The sequence below is a fragment of the Staphylococcus sp. GDB20D11A genome, assembly GCF_016893255.1.
GTDB classification, from domain to species: domain Bacteria; phylum Bacillota; class Bacilli; order Staphylococcales; family Staphylococcaceae; genus Staphylococcus; species Staphylococcus aureus.
In genome coordinates, this window is the sequence record NZ_JAFEPJ010000018.1 from 103,655 (window position 1) to 120,081 (window position 16,427).

The window sequence follows — 16,427 nt, forward strand, 5'->3', positions numbered from 1 at the left end:
ACCTACTATAAATATTAATCTCTATCACCGTTGAAAATAGAGTTTCTAACAATAACATAATCTACAGTACGTAATGATTTCAAGTCTTTTCCACCGGCATATGAAATTGAGCTTTGTAAATCTTGTTGCATTTCTTTTAAGGTATCCATTAATGACCCCTTATGTTCTACAAACATTTTTTTACCTTCTACATTTTTATGTTCGCCTTTTTGAAATTCAGATGCACTACCAAAATATTCTTTATACTGTTTACCATCAAGTTCTACAGTTTCACCAGGTGATTCTTCGTGTGCCGCAAATAATGAACCAATCATGACCATTGATGCACCAAATCTAATTGACTTAGCGATGTCGCCATGCGTTCTTATACCACCATCGGCAATCAAAGGTTTACGAGCTGCTTTACTACATATGTTTAATGCCGCTAACTGCCAACCACCAGTACCAAAACCTGTTTTAATCTTTGTAATACAAACTCTACCAGGACCTATACCGACTTTGGTAGCATCAGCACCAGCATTTTCTAATTCTCTAACACCTTCTGGCGTACCAACATTACCAGCAATAACAAAACTATCAGGTATATGGGTTTTAATATGTTTAATCATGTTTATCACTGAATCCGAGTGACCATGCGCAATATCTATTGTAATATATTCGGGGATTAATTTTTCTTGAGCTAACTTTTCAATAAAATCAAATTCCGCTTTCTTTACACCAACTGAAATAGATGCAAATAAGCCTGAATTTTGCATATTTTTTATAAAAGGTATTCTTGCTTCTTCATCAAAACGATGCATGATATAAAAGTAATCATTTTCAGCAAACCATTTCGCTAATTTCTCATTCATAACTGTTTGCATATTTGCAGGAACTACAGGTAGCTTGAATTTTTTCGGACCAAATTGGATAGTTGTATCACATTCAGACCTACTTTCAACTATGCATTTATTAGGTATTAATTGAATATCTTCGTAATCAAATATTTTCACTTTAAATAGCCCCTTTAAAAACTAATTATTTTTAAATGCAAATTAAAAACCGAATGTTTCCTTATTAATATGAGAAAACATTCAGTTTATAGCATTCGTATATACTGTACATTGTTTTATTGATATTGTAAATGGGCTAAAGTACGAAATTTGATTTTACCAACTTGATTTTTTAACACCTGGAATTTGTCCTTTGTGCGCATGTTCTCTAAACGCAATACGAGACATTTCAAATTTACGTAATACACCTCTAGGTCTTCCAGTTACTTTACATCTTCTAGTTAAACGTGTAGGTGATGAATCTCTTGGTAATTTTCTTAACGCTTCGTAATCACCTTTTGCTTTTAACTCTTTACGTAATTCGTAATATTTATTTACTAACTCTTCTCTTTTTCTCTCTTTTGCTATTTTAGATTTCTTAGCCATATATAGTTACCTCACTTTTTATCAAATCGTAATTATTACGATTTATATAATAACACAATCCTCACATAATTCAACAGTAAAGTTTCATTTCTTTGTTAAATTATTTTCTAAACCATCATATTTAACATTAAAATGTATTGTCGAACATTTATAAAACATATCCACAATTATTTCGTACTTATTAAATTCCGCTTTGAAATTTTAAATTCTACTATATTAAATACTCTTTCAAGCATTCGCTAACAAAATGACTTTATAAAATCAGTAATCTATTTCCTTCTATAAATATTCTCAAATTTTAATAAAGTAACAACTAATACAATCATAAATTGTTCTATCGATGAAACTCAATTCATTAATCACTCTTCACAAAAATTTCATAAAAAAGCGAGCTCCCCAATATAATAGGTAAGCCCGCTTTATTTTCAAATCGTCGTATTTGAATGATAAGAATTACTTAGTTTCACGATGTAACGTATATTTGTTTAATCTTGGGCAATATTTTTTCATTTCAATACGCTCAGGATTATTACGTTTATTTTTAGTAGTGATATAGTTACGATCGCCACATTCTGTGCATGCTAATGTTACGTTTACGCGCACGTTAAACACCCTCTCTTGTTAGGAATCTTTACGATTTATTATGATATCATAAACTGCTCAACTACGCAATATAGAAACTACATATCAAATTTATTTTTCAAAGTTTTCGTATGTTTCATCATTTTCAGTTTCAAGATCAATAGAATTTATATCAATACCTAATGCTTTTGCAACACCTTTACCATATTCTGGGTCAGCTTTGTAACAATGACGAATATGACGTCGTTTAACATCATCCGTTACTCCTTCCATTGCATTTGCTGTATTTGTAAAAATTCTTTCTTTAGCGTCCTCTGATTGTAATCTAAACAATTTACCTGGTTGTTCAAAATAATTATCATCATCTTGACGTTGATTATATTCATAGCCGTATCCATCAGTTGGGAATGGTGGCTTTTTATATTCAGGTTGAGAATCAAATTTACCATGGTTATTTGGATAATAATGTGTTCCTCCACCTTGGTTATTGTCAACTACGCGCATTTGACCATCTCTACTAAAAGGACAAATATTTTCAATACCAACACCTTTAGGTTGGTTTACAGGAATCTGCCAATGATTAACTCCTAATCGATATCTTTGCGCATCGCCATATGAGAATAAACGCCCTTGCAGCATTTTGTCTGGAGAAAAATCTAATCCTGGAATAATATTAGTTGGTGCAAACGCAGCTTGTTCAACATCCATAAAGTAATTATCTGGATTTCTATTTAATTCAAACTCTCCAACTTCAATTAGAGGATACTCATCGTGATACCATACTTTTGTTAAATCAAATGGATTATCTTTATGGTTTTTAGCTTGTTCCTCAGTCATTACTTGAATATACATTGTCCATTTTGGATAATCACCTTTTTCAATGGCTTCGAATAAATCGCGTTGAGATGAATCGCGATCTGTAGCTATAATTTCAGCAGCTTCTTCATCAGTTAAGTTTTCAATACCTTGTTGAGTTCTAAAATGGAATTTAACCCAAACACGTTCACCAGAATCATTATACATAGAGTATGTGTGTGAACCGAACCCATGCATATGACGTAAATCTTTAGGAATCCCTCTATCTGACATTAAGATCGTTACTTGGTGCAATGCTTCTGGAAGCCCCGTCCAGAAATCCCAGTTATTTTGTGCATCTCTCATATTTGTTCTAGGATCTCGTTTCACCGCACGATTTAAACTAACAAATAACTTTGGATCTCTAAAGAAGAATACTGGTGTGTTATTCCCTACTAAATCCCAGTTTCCTTCTTCAGTGTAGAACTTTAACGCAAATCCTCGAATGTCACGCTCCGCATCAGCAGCACCACGTTCTCCTGCTACAGTAGAAAAACGGGCAAACATTTCGGTTTGCTTACCTATTTCAGAGAATATTTTAGCATTCGTATATTTTGTTATATCTTTAGTTACAGTAAATGTCCCAAATGCACCAGAACCTTTGGCATGCATTCGACGTTCTGGTATTACTTCTCTATCAAATTGAGACATTTGCTCTAAAAAGTAAATATCTTGCATTAAAAGAGGTCCCCTAGGCCCTGCTGTCATACTATTTTCTCGATCTGATACTGGATGTCCAAAAACACCAGTTAACTTTTTGTCTTGTTGTGACATAGTCATCCCTCCACAATTTATAATAATTATAATTTAATACATATTATAATTTAACCCCATCAGAATTACAATTAAACATGCTCAAGATGATTAAAAAATCAGAAAATTTTAATTTTTTCGCTTTACAGTGCTAAATAGTTATTGAATAGTACACTTAAAAAGCTTACAATAATGGGTATATTTAAATAGATGGGAGACTAAATATGGAAGATAATAAAATGAACCGTAGTCTTAACTCAAGACACATTTCCATGATTGCTATAGGTGGTGCAATTGGGACTGGTCTATTTGTAGCTACTGGTAATATCATTTCTCAAGCTGGTCCTGGAGGCGCTATACTCGCTTATCTTGTTATTGGTGTCATGCTATATTTCTTAATGTCATCAATTGGAGAGTTGGCAACATTTTATCCAGTATCAGGTTCATTCAGCTCTTATTCAACACGCTTTATTGACTCATCTCTAGGCTTTACCATGGGATGGTTGTATTGGGCATTGTGGTCATTAGTTACAAGTGTTGATGTCATAGTAGCGTCAAATGTGCTTTATTTCTGGGACACATTTAAATTTTTCCACCCCATTACTTGGAGCTTAATCTTTATTACAATTTTACTATTATTAAACATTTTTTCTGTAAAATCATTTGGAGAAACTGAGTTTTGGTTATCATTGATTAAAGTGTTAACAATTATCGTATTCGTTATTTTTGGCTTTTTAATGATTTTCGGTATCTTAGGTGGTCATGCATATGGATTTGAAAACTATACAAAAGGCCAAGCACCGTTTGTTGGTGGTATCTCTGGTTTCTTAGGCGTATTATTAGTCGCCGGATTTTCAGTTGGTGGTACAGAAGTAGTAGCAGTAACTGCTGGTGAATCAGATGACCCTAAAAAGTCTATGCCTAAGGCAATTAAACAAGTATTTTGGCGTATTCTTTTATTCTATGTCTTATCAATTGCAGTAATTGGTGCAATTATTCCGTACACAGATCCATCATTATTAAGAGCAAGTAGTTCAATAAGTCAAAGCCCATTTACCATTGTATTTGATAGAGTAGGCATAGCCTTTGCAGCATCAGTAATCAACGCGGTTATTTTAACTTCATTATTATCCGCTGCAAATTCAGGTGTTTATACAACAGGAAGAATGTTGTATTCCTTAAGTTCAGACAAAAAAGCACCTAAATTTTTAAGTAAATTAAACAAGACAACAAAGTTACCTTTAAGAGCACTATTAACTACTTATGCAGTCGTTGTTATTGTTATTATTTATGCAAACTTTAATTCAAATGCCGTTTTTAATTTACTTGAAATTATTGGTTCAATGATTATAGTTGTTTGGGGATCAAGCATTTGGTCACAAATACGATTGCGACAAGCTATTAAAAAACAAGGTCAAGATCCTAATAAGGTCCTACCATATAAAGCACCTTTTTATCCATTAGGACCAATCATTGTCATCACTACTCTATTATTCTTGCTATTTGGTGGTTCAGTTGAATATATTTTAAAAGATCAATGGTTAAATGCTTTTAAAAACTTTTTACCTTTAATCATTCTAGCGTTGATTTACTTTATTCATAAAATCATTCACAAAACAAAATTTGTAAAGCTAGAAACAATTAATTTAAAACCACACGATTATGACAATCAAAAATAAATAAATTCTCACACGGCAGATGCTTTAGATTATCTATAGCATTTGCCGCTTTTTAATGGTGTAAAGCAGATATACTTTAATATCTTTTTCTAGTATAAAGTGTATTAACTAGTATTCTGTTTATATTTTATTATGACCATGTTACCATTCTTTATTTTCGATATTTTGCATATCGTGTATAATATAGATAACAATAACTTTTCAGGGGTGAAATTCAATGATTGGACAAACAAATTTATTTGATGATGTACTAAAGCAAGATGAGAGATTTGTTATTGTAGTTCAAGCATTAGAAGAAAAGAACGGACAATTATTAAAGAGAACTTTAAGGGAATATCCCGGTTTAAACCATAAACAAATGAATGATTTATTTACGCACTTAAAGGAATTATTTTCCGAAGAATCATTTGCTGAAAACCAATCAGCGTTCAGTATTACAGTTTATACAAATTTAGATTATACTGCTGACCAAATATATGCTCATGTAAAACGCTTCAGAGGGAAGCATGACTGGACACAAACAGCTAAATAAAATCAAGATGCTTGCAGTGATTTTAACAATTAATGTTAGATTGTCACTGCATTTTTTAATACATTCGTTAATATTCAGAATGCTTCAAATTTATTTATCTACCTCCGTGACCAGCTAATACTTGATTTACTTAAAAAATATGCATCTACTCTATTCTTTAGATATCATTACTAATCTATAATATGTATTTCAAATACGCCATATTATAGCTAACGCATTTTCACATAAATAAAAAGCCTTAACACAAGATATCTTATTCAAATATCCTGTGATTAGGCTTATTTTAAAATTTATAACAATTTTTTGAGCGCATGTGGAATACCATTTTCATTATGGTCCAACGTAATTTCATCTGCATATTGCTTAAGTTCATCTGATGCATTCCCCATAGCAATAGCTAGACCTGCGACTTCAAACATTGATTTATCATTCATACTATCACCAAAAGCAATGACTTGATCCACCGAATATCCCAATTTGTGACATAACGCTTTAATTGCATTACCTTTTGAAACATCTTTAGCCATAAATTCTAAGAAGAATGGCTTACTTGTCGTAGCATCTACATTATCATTGAACACACCATTCAAATCAATTCTAGCTTCTGTAATATTCGCTACATAATCTACACCCATGACCTTAGGAACATCATCTTGAATATACGCCTTAATGTCATCAACACGTTTCATCGGTAAACCAGTTAATTCTGCTTCAATATTCATATATTCATGTTCGCTGTCGTAAATAATTTGACCATCATGATATGTAAGAACGAAAAATCCTCTATCTCGACAATAATCTACAATTTCATCGAAATCCTGCTTACCAATCGATTTACTTACTTCTACTTCTTCATTAGTCATGTTAATCGTTTTACTGCCGTTATAACTAATAATATAGCTATGATGTTCAGGTAATTTTAAATCTCTAGCAGTTGGAATCATACCTTCAGTAGGTCTACCAGATGCTAAAACAACATAATAACCTTCATCTTGAATTGCTGTTAAATAATTTGCAGTTTCTTCTGATATCACATTATCTGAATTTAGCAATGTGTCATCCATATCTAAAACGACAACTTTATAATTTGTCATATCGCATTAAATCTCCTCTCTATTTCACATTCAATACTATTTTACAATATAAAGTGTCTATTGGTATACAATTCGTTCTTTAACACCACTAACATTAATATCTACTAATTCAGAATGACATGTAACTACATTTCTATTTAAAGCGCGAACCAATTCGCCACTATTTTCTTTGCGACTAAATATTAAAATTGTTGGTCCAGCACCACTAATTACAGTTGCATAGGCATTATGTTGACTAGCGATTGTTTTCACTTCATCAAATTCAGCAATTAAATGCTGACGATACGGTTCATGAAAGCCATCTTGTTGCATGAGTTTACCTGCTAATTCATAATTGTGCTGTGCTAATGCACAAATCATTGTATTACTAATTGCACTACTTTTAACCGCTTCACTATGTGTTAACTTTTGTGGTAAAGCACGTCTTGATGCTTCTGTTTTTAGTTCATAGGTTGGTATCGTTACAATCACATCCACGTCTGGTATGTCAATATGTGCAACTGACGTTTCTTTCGAGACATCATTATAATACCCAGCGATTAAACCACCATAAATGGTCGGCGCAACATTATCAGGATGTCCTTCTATTTCAGTCGCTAATTGTAATACCTCGTGTTTAGATAGTTGGATATCACCAAAATAATTTGCGATATATATAGCTCCTACTAAAGCAGAAGCTGACGAACCTAACCCTCTTGCCAATGGAATATCACTTCTCATTTCGATACATAAATTAGGCAAGTCAACACTATATTTAGCAGCAACTTGTTGTGCCACATGATAAATAAAGTTTGTTTCGTCAGTAGGTAATTGCTTCGATGCATCATCATGGAAAATATATTCCCATTTTGTCCCTGATGTTTCTTTTACAGACAGATGCAAAAATTTATCTAAAGCCATACCTATAGAATCAAAGCCAACTCCAAGGTTGGCTGTTGATGCAGGAATTGTTAACTCCAAAACATTCGACATGTTATAAAGCTCCTTTAATATAATCGATAATGCTATCTTTATCATTTGGCAATGGCTTTATCGGATTATCTAGTAGTGAAATAGCAGTATCAGGATCTTTTAGTCCATTACCAGTTAAAATCGCAACTACTTTTTTACCTTGAGGTAATTTACCTTGTCTATGCAATTTAATTAAACCTGCAATAGAAGCATTACTTGCTGGTTCACTAAAGACACCTTCTTTAGTTGTCATTAACTGATATGCTTCTAGAATTTCATCATCAGTAACACTATCTATTAATCCATTTGATTCTTTAAGAGCATTAGTCGCCTTTTCCCAACTAGCAGGATTACCAATTCGAATAGCAGTTGCAATCGTTTCAGGATTTTTAATGACTTTATTTTGAACAATTGGTGATGCGCCTTCAGCTTGGAAGCCAAACATTTTCGGCAATTGTGATCCTTTAGCTTCATGATATTCTTTAAAGCCTTTCCAATATGCAGTAATATTACCTGCATTACCTACAGGAATCGCTAAAATATCAGGTGCTTCACCGTCTAATTGTTGCACAATTTCAAATGAGCCTGTCTTTTGCCCTTCGATTCTAAATGGATTGACAGAGTTTACAAGCTCGATTTCGCCACTTTTTGCAATTTCTTTTACAATTTCTAAAGCTTCATCAAAGTTTCCTTCAATAGAAACGATTTCTGCACCATACATTACTGCTTGCGACAGTTTACCTAACGCAATTTTACCTTCTGGTATTACGACGATAGCTTTTAAACCTGCTCTAGCTGCATATGCTGCTGCAGACGCTGATGTATTTCCAGTCGAAGCGCATATTACAATTTTCTTACCTTGCTCTTTTGCTTTTGTCACAGCCATTACCATACCGCGATCTTTAAATGAACCTGTCGGATTGGCACCTTCATACTTCACATATAAATCTATACCTAGTATTTTAGACATATTTTCACAATGAATGAGTGGTGTATTTCCCTCGTTCAATGTTAATTTTGGTGTATTTTCATTTACTGGTAAATGTGCTTTAAACTCTTCTACTAATCCTTGCCATCTTCTCATTATAATTAAACTCCTTCTACTGGGTATACTTTGTCAACTTCGTATCCATGCTTAGTGATTAATTCTTCTGGTGATGATTCCAATCCAACTATAACAGCGGCATATGATTGATTATCGTAATTTGCAACTCTTAATGATCGGTGGAATGGTAATATTGCCTTTAACTCATTTTCAAAATTTTCAATTGAACCTTTGACATGATTCACTACTACAAAGAAATTGGATTTTTCTTTAATATTAATTTCTGCATCAGAATCCATCATTTCCCTTGTTTTATCTGTCTTTAATTCAAAATGTGGTGGCAATGTGTGTAAATCTGATTCAAAGAATAATGCTACATTCAATAAATCACTGACAACGGCACTACCTGTTGCTAAACTGCCTGCTCCTTTTCCATAAAACATCGTGTCACCAACGGCATCACCAATGACATAAATCGCGTTATATTCATCCTCTACAGCTGCTAATTGATGCTTTTTATCAATTAACGTTGGTTCTACTGATGCATTAACTTTACCATTTTCATATATTCCCTTACCAATCAATTTAATTTTATACCCCAGTTGATCGGCTACATTAATATCAGTTAAAGTTACACCACTAATTCCTCTTCGTTTAACGTCGTTTAATTTAATGACTTGGTTAAATGATAAATATGATGTAATGACAACTTTACGCGCTGCATCTACCCCTTCTACATCATCAGTTGGATCCGCTTCAGCAAAACCAAGTCTTTTCGCTTCATCAAGTGCTTCCTCAAATGTCGTTTGCTCTTTAGTCATTTTAGATAAAATAAAATTAGAGGTACCATTTAAAATTCCCATAAATTTTGAAATATTATTCGCATTCAAACCATTATTTATGGCATTTACGATCGGAATACCACCTGCTACACTCGCTTCAAACTTTAAAGCTACACCATTTTCTTCTGCTAAATCTTCTAAAAGTTTAAGATGTACTGCTAATAAATCTTTATTTGCGGTAATAACATGTTTTTTATTTTTAAGTGCTGTTCTTAACCAATCTACAGTTGGTTCAATTCCTCCCATGACTTCAACGATAATATCTAATGAATCATCATTTAAAATTTCATTAACATCTTCAGTTAAATGATATTGGCTAATATTTAGCGGTCTCTTTTTAGATTTATCTCGAACAAGAATATGCTTTATGACGATATCTTTATTTAATGTATCTTGAATTTGCTGTCGGTTCTCTTCGATGATTTTAACAACACCAGATCCGACAGTACCTAATCCTAATAATGCTATATTTAATTTTTTCATTTTATGTACCTCCGTTTGTGCTTTTGAGAAAAACAAATGTATTATTGAAAAACACTAGATGATAGTATAGTATAGAATTATTCTTTATTTTTGTAAAGTTCGTAATATTCAAAATATAAATACATAATATCATTCTTACTTACAAAACTGAATACAATTTTCTGATTTTTTAGAAAGGTTGGCATGCACTATGAAAGTTTCCAAATTCGGTGGTAGCTCCGTCTCCAATGCTACTCAAATTAAAAAGGTTTTAAATATTGTTAATTCTGATCCAGAGCGAAAGATTGTTATCGTTTCTGCTCCAGGTAAAAGACATGATAATGATATTAAAACAACTGATTTATTAATCAGATTATATGAAAAGGTCATTAATCATCTTGATTATCATGATAAAAAAAGAGAAATTATTCAGCGTTATGATGATATTGTAAAAGAATTGCAAATGGATGAAAGTATTTTACGGACGATAGATGTGACTTTGGAACATTATATTAATCAATTAAAAAATGAACCGAAGAGACTATTAGATGCATTACTTTCTTGTGGTGAAGATTTTAATGCGCAATTGATAGCTCTATATAATAATAGTCAAGGTATACCAACAAAATATATATCACCGAAGGAAGCGGGTATTTTTGTTACTGACGTCCCACAAGAAGCACAAATATTAGATAGTGCTTACTCTGAAATTAAAAAATTAAGAGATTATGACGAAAAACTAATTATCCCAGGATTTTTTGGCGTATCTCATGAAGGATATATAGTTACATTTCCACGTGGCGGATCAGATATAACTGGCGCCATCATATCAAGTGGTGTTAGAGCCACAATTTATGAAAATTTCACCGATGTGTCTGGTATTTATAAAGCTAATCCAAATATCATCAAAGATCCTGAATTAATCGAAGAAATCACTTATCGAGAAATGCGTGAATTATCTTATGCTGGTTTTAGTGTTTTCCATGATGAAGCCTTACAACCACTTTATAAAGATCGCATCCCTGTGGTGATTAAAAATACGAACCGCCCTCAAGATAAGGGTACATTTATAGTGCATGATAGAGAAATAAATGCGAAAAATGTGATTAGCGGTATAAGTTGTGATAAAGATTTTACTGTTATTAATATCAAAAAGTATTTAATGAATAGACAAGTCGGCTTTACTAGAAAGATATTAGGTGTCTTAGAGGATAATAATATTTCATTTGATCATATGCCTTCAGGTATTGATACTATCAGTATCGTTATGCGTTCAAAACAAATTCAAAATAAAGAAACAAAAGTATTAAATGAAATTCGTCAAAAATGTGATGTTGATGAGCTAAGTATTGAGCATGATTTAGCAATTTTAATGATTGTCGGCGAAGGTATGAATAAAGTCATTGGTACTGCAAATAAAATTACACATGCCTTAGCTGAATCAAAAATTAACTTAAAAATGATTAACCAAGGTGCTTCGGAAATATCGATGATGTTTGGAATTCATGTAGATGATGCTGAAAAAGCTGTATTATCTACATATGAGTTTTGCTATCACGGGGTTGCATTAAAAAACTTGTGTGATAAAAACTAATATAAAAGCAATTCGTAACACATGTATTCAACTGCGTTATGAATTGCTTTTTCTTAATTATTTATTGTTCTCTGTATTGCATCCTTAATACGTTGCTCACCTACTACAAATTTTAAAATAAAAAATTGATAGTAGCTTAATGCATCTATGACTCGTTTATAATTGGAATAATGATGATACTGATGGTGTTGCATTAGATCATACATTAGAACGATTTCCGGTTTAATATAATCTACATCCCAATTTAAACTATGGAAGTAAATGTTACTCTTAGGTATACGTATATTCGGATCCAATCTAAAAATCCATTCATCGTTTACAACATCATAAACGAAAATACTCATTATTGTTGTATCATCATATTGCACATAAACTTTTGCAATTTTTGAAAGTGATAAATCTTCTTTAGCTATTGCTTGATCTTGCTTATCTATGTATAGTAACGCATATGATTGCGGAATAACTTTCACAATATCACTTAAACGCTTACGTTCCACGCATATTTCAACAATAGAAGGTAATTTTAATTCATCATTTAAGAAAAGCTGCATGGCAACTTCACCGTGAAATTTAAATAATTGCGATGATGTTTTCATTAAATTGTCCACTAATTGTTCTTTAGCATTCATTTCATTCACTCTCAAATACACCTCCTAAGCAAGCGCTTTCGCAAATATCATTATACATTTTAAAATTAATGAATTCAATCTTCAAAATACTATGAGTGACCTAATTCTGTCATTTAAATGACCGTTATAACATAAATTCGACATAAACTTGAATTCACGAATCTTTCACGTCATATTCATTGAACATCAATATCTGTCAGTTTATAATTTGATTATAACAATGATGAACTAAAATCGACTAATAAAAATGTGGGAAATTGAATAACAATTAATCTTTATTAATTATTATTGTATACAAAGTTAAAGAAGTCAAAAAGGATTGGTGAAAAAATGTCTTTTTATGTTGTACTTATCATTATCATTGTAGCATTAATTGGTATATTAGTTTTAAATCAAAGGTATAGTAATAGTAAAATAGATACCGAAGTTTATGCAAGAAAGCAACTTATTAAAAAGAACAAAGCATTAAGTGCAGAAAATGCTGAATTAAGAAGTCAAATGCTGAGTTCTAATAATGATGTTGGCCACCATGCATACAAAAATGCTAAAAGAGAATTACGCAAGATTTTAGATAGCTATCTCGAAAATGGTAAATTAAAATATTACGATATTATCGTTACAAGCAATTTAGCTACTAAACATCCGTTTTTCGAGTATGCACGTTCATTTGATTTTATCATTGTTTCAGATATCGGTTTAATAAACGTTGATGTAAAAAGCTGGGGTGAAAAAACATTTTATCACTTTGATGTACCTGATGAGCATGATACAGAAGTGAGCAATAGTAATATTGAAAAAGTTGTCGGTCATTACATTAGCCAGCAATATCATGATCAGTTTAATTCATCAAGAAAGTCTATCTATACTTTTACAGAAACAGTTCAACCAAATCGTGTTATTTATGATTTTTATGATTATGATCCGTATCAATTAGCAGCAAATAATGCTAAAGCATTAAAGGATCATATTGAACAAAACTTTAACTTTAAAGTCCAAAGTACCGGTGTTATTTACTTTAGTGATGGTACAGTTAATATCATTCAAGGTTCTGAAGAAAGAGATAAATATGTTGATACAGTTTCAACAAAATCTTCGTTACGACGTATTATTAGCGAAGCCATAGAGCTATCTAAACACCCTTTAAATAAAGATCAGGTTGATCAAATCACAGCTATATTCAAGTAAAATCAAAGGCATAATAATCCATTACGCTCGATACGCACTATGGTTATTATGCCTTTAAATTATTTCTATATATAAATTTATGGTAATAATAAATCGATGCTTCAAGTATATTTTACTTTAATATATATAATCACCTATTTAATTATTTACTCCAAATATTTAATTTCTGTTGTTTAGCTTTATTTTGTGCTTCTATAAATACATTTCTATATTTGCCATTTGGTGAAAAATACTTCTCTCTAGCAAGTCCCTTTTCCACTAATTCCTTATTGTACATACGATCTTTACTTATCCATACATACGCCAATGTTCTACCATAGCGGTCTTGCTTTTCCTTATCATATTCTAAATAAACATCTTGATTTGTTAATGTCTTCTTACTATAATTTGATGCTTCTTTGCCAAATGGTTGTACAGGCGTATTCGGTTTTACCGTTTCTGGCGTATCAACCCCTATAAGCCTAACTTTAATTTCTTTACCATTTTGATTTGCAATAAATGTATCACCATCCACAACTCTTTGAACATGCACTTTATCTTTACCATTTAAATCTTGTACAGTTTCATGATTTGTTCCCTTTTTAAAAGGACCCGTATGATTCATAAATTGAAATGCTAATACACCTACAATAATGATGGCTACCACAATCATAGCAAGCGATTTATTTGACTTCATTTTGCCACCTACTTCTCTTTTTTCATTCCGATTAATCATATAAAAGTTAAGAAATATCGTCAATAGCCATATCTACATATTTCAATATTTTGGAAAGCTATAGCATGATATAATGTTATTGTTAAGGAGTGAAAATGAATGAACATTTCAAATGAAAATACAGTCACATTAATTGCAGTAATTATCGCAATTATCATTGGTATTTTCCTACAAATATTTTTCAAATTACCATTAATAGTGACGGCAGTATTATCTATTTTATTGGGTATCTTTGTAGGTTTTATCGTTTACCTGATTGTTTCGTTTTATAATAAGCGAAAAAATTAGTTAACAAATCTAACTTGAGAGTACCAAAATAAAAGTATTGAGTAAGATTTTGATTATTGACTCACTTTCAAAGTCTCTTAAATCAAAACACTCAATACTTTTTTGTTTGTATTTAGATCCAGCCTTTTTCATTCGCCTTTTTCCAAGCATCAAAACGATTATCTGCAAATAATTTATCAATTATAACAGATGTATAATTTCTAACTGTTCCATCTGTCAAAAATAATTTTTCACTTATTTCTTTACTACTTAAACCATTGCCGATTTCCCTTAATACAATTTGTTCTTTTGGTGTTAATGGGTTTTTATCTGTGAAAAATGAAGTCATAAGAGAAGCACTATATTCTTTCTTACCGTTATACACTTTATAAATTGTTTCCACTAATTCTTCTATAGAACGTTCTTTTAAAACATATGCATCCACATCATTTGCAACAGCTTTTTCAAAATACCCCGGCCTTTTAAAAGTTGTTACAATAATCACTTTAATATTCAAATGCTTCTTTCTAATTTCTGCTAAAACTTCAAGTCCAGTCATGCCTGACATTTCAATATCTAAAATAACTACATCAGGATGGTGTGCCTCAATAATTTTTATTGCATCGAGACCATTATCTACATCGGCTAAAATTTCAAAATCACCATGTAGTTTAATTAATTGAACCATTGCCTGTCGTAACATATTTTGATCTTCTGCAATAATTATAGAAATCATGCTATTCCCCCTGTAGGCATTTCGATAATTAATTTAGTACCTTTATTCGATTCAACTTCTAATGTTCCATTTAAATGTTGTACTCGTTGTGAAATACTCTTTATTTCACAGCCGCTGTCAATACCTTCTCCATTATCCTGTATAATGAACTGTAATTTATGTTCATTCATAGCTCGTAATTGACCATGAACTTTTGAAGCATTTGCATGCTTAATCACATTGTTTATCGCTTCACGAGCAATCATTACTAAAATGGATTGTTTTGTAGGACTCAATAATTGTGCCAATTCTTTATTTTCAAACGTAAACTGAATGTCAGCATCTTTTAAAATTTTACAGATACTCTCAATTTCTTCAATAAATGATGGTAATCTTATATCATCGATAATTTCGCGAACTTTGTTTAATGATTCCCGCGACAACTTATTAATCGCTAACAATTCAGCTTTTGCATTTTCAGTATCAGAATCAATAATTTTATAAGCTAATTCTGATTTTAATGATAAACTTGCAAACACATGACCAAGCGTATCATGTAAATCTTGACCTATTCTATGACGCTCTTGTTCAGTTATTAACGTATTAATATATCGATTTTTTTCTTCTATTTCTTTTTTATATTCACGATCTTTCACTTTTTTTAAATTATCAAACACGATTAACAAAATAACAACATAATAAATCGTCATTGCAACAAAATAGTCGTTATGTACTAAGTAAGTAATTGTTAAACATATAATCATCGTTAAAATGAAAAGATTAGTTGCCATTTTTTTAACATTATTTTTAAAAGTAAATGGAATGGCAAAAGCACTATAAAAGAAAAACAAACTTAGCATTGGATGTACACTGAAAACAAAATAACAAATAATAAAATAATGAATAATAAACAAAATGTAAAACATTAATGTATTAAGTCTATTATTTACTATAACTAATATAAGATACGATAACGAAAAGACAATGACTGATATAATATACAACCATTTGGGACCATATACTTCATTAAAAAATATACCGGCAATAGGAAAAATCAGATAAAGTATAGACGATATTTCAGCAATTGAAGTATCTTTTAAAAATTTCAT

Annotated in this window: 18 protein-coding genes; 6 read left to right on the plus strand and 12 right to left on the minus strand. The window is 31.4% G+C overall.

Annotated features, from left to right (window positions below; all coding sequences use genetic code 11):
• Positions 1–14: 14 nt before the first annotated feature.
• The 4 genes from guaC to JV528_RS11075 all read right to left on the minus strand — a co-directional run bounded on the left by guaC (position 15) and on the right by JV528_RS11075 (position 3,629).
• Positions 15–992: a GMP reductase gene (guaC, locus tag JV528_RS11060; protein ID WP_000688131.1), complete on the minus strand. Its 978-nt coding sequence runs from the start codon at positions 990–992 to the stop codon at positions 15–17.
• A 156-nt stretch (positions 993–1,148) separates the two neighbouring features.
• Positions 1,149–1,418 (minus strand): 30S ribosomal protein S14, encoded by a 270-nt coding sequence (gene rpsN, locus JV528_RS11065; protein WP_001085655.1) that lies wholly within the window; start codon positions 1,416–1,418, stop codon positions 1,149–1,151.
• Positions 1,419–1,871: 453 nt separating this feature from the next.
• Positions 1,872–2,021 (minus strand): 50S ribosomal protein L33, encoded by a 150-nt coding sequence (gene rpmG / locus JV528_RS11070; RefSeq protein WP_001265708.1) that lies wholly within the window; start codon positions 2,019–2,021, stop codon positions 1,872–1,874.
• 90 nt (positions 2,022–2,111) lie between these two features.
• On the minus strand, positions 2,112–3,629 hold the full coding sequence (locus JV528_RS11075) for a catalase (RefSeq protein ID WP_000082539.1): 1,518 nt from the start codon (positions 3,627–3,629) through the stop codon (positions 2,112–2,114).
• A 203-nt stretch (positions 3,630–3,832) separates the two neighbouring features.
• Here JV528_RS11075 and JV528_RS11080 point away from each other — a divergent pair, with 203 nt between their 5' ends.
• From JV528_RS11080 to JV528_RS11090, 3 genes are all read left to right on the plus strand, one after another.
• Positions 3,833–5,287, plus strand: coding sequence for an amino acid permease (locus JV528_RS11080; RefSeq protein WP_065316381.1), 1,455 nt, complete (start codon positions 3,833–3,835; stop codon positions 5,285–5,287).
• A gap of 138 nt (positions 5,288–5,425) precedes the next feature.
• The gene (locus JV528_RS11085; protein ID WP_031901186.1) at positions 5,426–5,530 is read left to right on the plus strand and encodes a hypothetical protein; all 105 of its coding nucleotides are present in this window, start codon (positions 5,426–5,428) and stop codon (positions 5,528–5,530) included.
• The gene (locus tag JV528_RS11090) at positions 5,505–5,819 is read left to right on the plus strand and encodes a hypothetical protein (RefSeq protein WP_000580201.1); all 315 of its coding nucleotides are present in this window, start codon (positions 5,505–5,507) and stop codon (positions 5,817–5,819) included. The genes JV528_RS11085 and JV528_RS11090 overlap by 26 nt, the downstream gene beginning before the upstream one ends.
• Positions 5,820–6,109: 290 nt before the next feature.
• On the opposite strand, the gene JV528_RS11095 is transcribed toward JV528_RS11090, so the two are convergent.
• Genes JV528_RS11095 through JV528_RS11110 form a run of 4 tightly spaced genes read right to left on the minus strand, consistent with a single transcriptional unit; the run spans position 6,110 to position 10,234 of the window.
• Positions 6,110–6,913 carry a Cof-type HAD-IIB family hydrolase gene (locus JV528_RS11095; protein WP_000186306.1) on the minus strand — a complete coding sequence of 268 codons (804 nt, stop codon included), beginning with the start codon at positions 6,911–6,913 and terminating at the stop codon, positions 6,110–6,112.
• A 57-nt stretch (positions 6,914–6,970) separates the two neighbouring features.
• Positions 6,971–7,885, minus strand: a complete 915-nt coding sequence (gene thrB, locus JV528_RS11100) for a homoserine kinase (RefSeq protein WP_000073175.1) — start codon at positions 7,883–7,885, stop codon at positions 6,971–6,973.
• A gap of 1 nt (position 7,886) precedes the next feature.
• Positions 7,887–8,948: a threonine synthase gene (gene thrC / locus JV528_RS11105; protein WP_001255462.1), complete on the minus strand. Its 1,062-nt coding sequence runs from the start codon at positions 8,946–8,948 to the stop codon at positions 7,887–7,889.
• A gap of 5 nt (positions 8,949–8,953) precedes the next feature.
• The gene (locus tag JV528_RS11110; protein ID WP_000735864.1) at positions 8,954–10,234 is read right to left on the minus strand and encodes a homoserine dehydrogenase; all 1,281 of its coding nucleotides are present in this window, start codon (positions 10,232–10,234) and stop codon (positions 8,954–8,956) included.
• Between the two features lie 190 nt (positions 10,235–10,424).
• On the opposite strand from JV528_RS11110, the gene JV528_RS11115 reads away from it, so the two are divergent.
• Positions 10,425–11,807, plus strand: a complete 1,383-nt coding sequence (locus JV528_RS11115; protein WP_000868645.1) for an aspartate kinase — start codon at positions 10,425–10,427, stop codon at positions 11,805–11,807.
• Positions 11,808–11,860: 53 nt separating this feature from the next.
• Here JV528_RS11115 and JV528_RS11120 read toward each other — a convergent pair whose 3' ends face one another.
• Entirely contained in the window at positions 11,861–12,436 is a 576-nt protein-coding gene (locus JV528_RS11120) for a hypothetical protein (protein ID WP_001803470.1), read from the minus strand.
• Between the two features lie 330 nt (positions 12,437–12,766).
• Between JV528_RS11120 and JV528_RS11125 the strand changes: the two genes are divergently transcribed.
• Positions 12,767–13,621, plus strand: coding sequence for a hypothetical protein (locus JV528_RS11125; RefSeq protein WP_000011829.1), 855 nt, complete (start codon positions 12,767–12,769; stop codon positions 13,619–13,621).
• A 142-nt stretch (positions 13,622–13,763) separates the two neighbouring features.
• On the opposite strand, the gene nucI is transcribed toward JV528_RS11125, so the two are convergent.
• Positions 13,764–14,297, minus strand: coding sequence for a thermonuclease NucI (gene nucI, locus JV528_RS11130; protein ID WP_000841351.1), 534 nt, complete (start codon positions 14,295–14,297; stop codon positions 13,764–13,766).
• 138 nt (positions 14,298–14,435) lie between these two features.
• Here nucI and JV528_RS11135 point away from each other — a divergent pair, with 138 nt between their 5' ends.
• Positions 14,436–14,624 carry a hypothetical protein gene (locus tag JV528_RS11135; protein ID WP_001027143.1) on the plus strand — a complete coding sequence of 63 codons (189 nt, stop codon included), beginning with the start codon at positions 14,436–14,438 and terminating at the stop codon, positions 14,622–14,624.
• A 112-nt stretch (positions 14,625–14,736) separates the two neighbouring features.
• Here JV528_RS11135 and JV528_RS11140 read toward each other — a convergent pair whose 3' ends face one another.
• Together JV528_RS11140 and JV528_RS11145 are read right to left on the minus strand one after the other, a co-directional pair.
• Complete coding sequence (locus JV528_RS11140; RefSeq protein ID WP_000623460.1) at positions 14,737–15,339, minus strand: response regulator transcription factor; 603 nt, start codon at positions 15,337–15,339, stop codon at positions 14,737–14,739.
• On the minus strand, positions 15,336–16,427 hold the full coding sequence (locus JV528_RS11145; RefSeq protein ID WP_065315842.1) for a sensor histidine kinase: 1,092 nt from the start codon (positions 16,425–16,427) through the stop codon (positions 15,336–15,338). Before JV528_RS11145 ends, JV528_RS11140 begins: the two co-directional genes overlap by 4 nt.

What these genes read in the sequence shown, in the direction of transcription:
- JV528_RS11145 (WP_065315842.1), bottom strand. Translation starts at nt 16,427, where the DNA reads ATGAAATTTTTAAAAGATACTTCAATTGCTGAAATATCGTCTATACTT.
- JV528_RS11125 (WP_000011829.1), top strand. Translation starts at nt 12,767, where the DNA reads ATGTCTTTTTATGTTGTACTTATCATTATCATTGTAGCATTAATTGGT.
- JV528_RS11085 (WP_031901186.1), top strand. Translation starts at nt 5,426, where the DNA reads ATGTTACCATTCTTTATTTTCGATATTTTGCATATCGTGTATAATATA.
- JV528_RS11075 (WP_000082539.1), bottom strand. Translation starts at nt 3,629, where the DNA reads ATGTCACAACAAGACAAAAAGTTAACTGGTGTTTTTGGACATCCAGTA.
- JV528_RS11120 (WP_001803470.1), bottom strand. Translation starts at nt 12,436, where the DNA reads ATGAATGCTAAAGAACAATTAGTGGACAATTTAATGAAAACATCATCG.
- JV528_RS11095 (WP_000186306.1), bottom strand. Translation starts at nt 6,913, where the DNA reads ATGACAAATTATAAAGTTGTCGTTTTAGATATGGATGACACATTGCTA.
- rpsN (WP_001085655.1), bottom strand. Translation starts at nt 1,418, where the DNA reads ATGGCTAAGAAATCTAAAATAGCAAAAGAGAGAAAAAGAGAAGAGTTA.
- JV528_RS11090 (WP_000580201.1), top strand. Translation starts at nt 5,505, where the DNA reads ATGATTGGACAAACAAATTTATTTGATGATGTACTAAAGCAAGATGAG.
- JV528_RS11135 (WP_001027143.1), top strand. Translation starts at nt 14,436, where the DNA reads ATGAACATTTCAAATGAAAATACAGTCACATTAATTGCAGTAATTATC.
- thrB (WP_000073175.1), bottom strand. Translation starts at nt 7,885, where the DNA reads ATGTCGAATGTTTTGGAGTTAACAATTCCTGCATCAACAGCCAACCTT.
- JV528_RS11080 (WP_065316381.1), top strand. Translation starts at nt 3,833, where the DNA reads ATGGAAGATAATAAAATGAACCGTAGTCTTAACTCAAGACACATTTCC.
- thrC (WP_001255462.1), bottom strand. Translation starts at nt 8,948, where the DNA reads ATGAGAAGATGGCAAGGATTAGTAGAAGAGTTTAAAGCACATTTACCA.
- nucI (WP_000841351.1), bottom strand. Translation starts at nt 14,297, where the DNA reads ATGAAGTCAAATAAATCGCTTGCTATGATTGTGGTAGCCATCATTATT.
- JV528_RS11140 (WP_000623460.1), bottom strand. Translation starts at nt 15,339, where the DNA reads ATGATTTCTATAATTATTGCAGAAGATCAAAATATGTTACGACAGGCA.
- JV528_RS11110 (WP_000735864.1), bottom strand. Translation starts at nt 10,234, where the DNA reads ATGAAAAAATTAAATATAGCATTATTAGGATTAGGTACTGTCGGATCT.
- JV528_RS11115 (WP_000868645.1), top strand. Translation starts at nt 10,425, where the DNA reads ATGAAAGTTTCCAAATTCGGTGGTAGCTCCGTCTCCAATGCTACTCAA.